Source organism: Agrobacterium vacciniicorymbosi, from assembly GCF_040427045.1.
Taxonomy (GTDB): domain Bacteria; phylum Pseudomonadota; class Alphaproteobacteria; order Rhizobiales; family Rhizobiaceae; genus Agrobacterium.
This window is the reverse complement of sequence record NZ_JBETMF010000033.1, coordinates 1-603: the sequence shown is the minus strand read 5'-3', so window position 1 is coordinate 603 and position 603 is coordinate 1. Positions and strand designations below refer to the sequence as shown.

The following is a 603-nucleotide window of genomic DNA, read 5'->3' as shown; positions in this document are numbered from 1 at the left end:
GTGGTGGAGCTCTTCCGGCATACGCTGTCGCGCAGCGGTGCCTTGCCGACATTGATTGAATGGGACAACAACGTCCCGGACTTTGCAACTCTTCAAGCGGAGGCCACTCGCGTCGATGCCATGTTGAACGAAGCGGCCGAGAAAAGCTGCGCCAACCGGGCGGCGTAACCATGGGTATCACCGAAACCCAGAACGCCTTTGCTGCGGCCCTGCTCCATCCGGACCAGCCGCTTCCGAACGACATCACCACCGCGCGTGGCGCCGCCGATCCATCGCGTTTTGCCGTCTATCGCAACAATGTCCATGTCGGGCTGACAACAGCACTGGGGCAGCGTTTTCCAGTGACAAAACGGTTGGTCGGCTCAGATTTCTTTACTGGAATGGCACGTGCTTACGCCACCGATCACAAACCCCTCTCACCGCTCATGATGCAGTATGGTGATGATTTCCCGGACTTCATCGCAGTCTTTCCGCCTGCAGCGTCTCTCGTTTATCTGGCCGACGTGGCGCGGATCGAGGTTGCATGGACTGAGGCCTATCATGCTGCAGACGGTGTGCCGTTGGAAGTCGCCCAGCTCTTCGCCGTTCCCCCTGACCATATCG

2 protein-coding genes are annotated in these 603 nt (G+C 59.0%); both read left to right on the top strand.

Features of this window, described 5'->3' with window-relative positions; translation table 11 throughout:
* Positions 1-168, top strand: a complete 168-nt coding sequence (locus ABUK73_RS23345) for a multinuclear nonheme iron-dependent oxidase (RefSeq protein ID WP_454892412.1) — start codon at positions 1-3, stop codon at positions 166-168.
* A 2-nt stretch (positions 169-170) separates the two neighbouring features.
* Positions 171-603 (top strand): DNA-binding domain-containing protein (locus ABUK73_RS23340; RefSeq protein WP_353579315.1); only part of this gene is annotated, 433 nt, incomplete at its 3' end.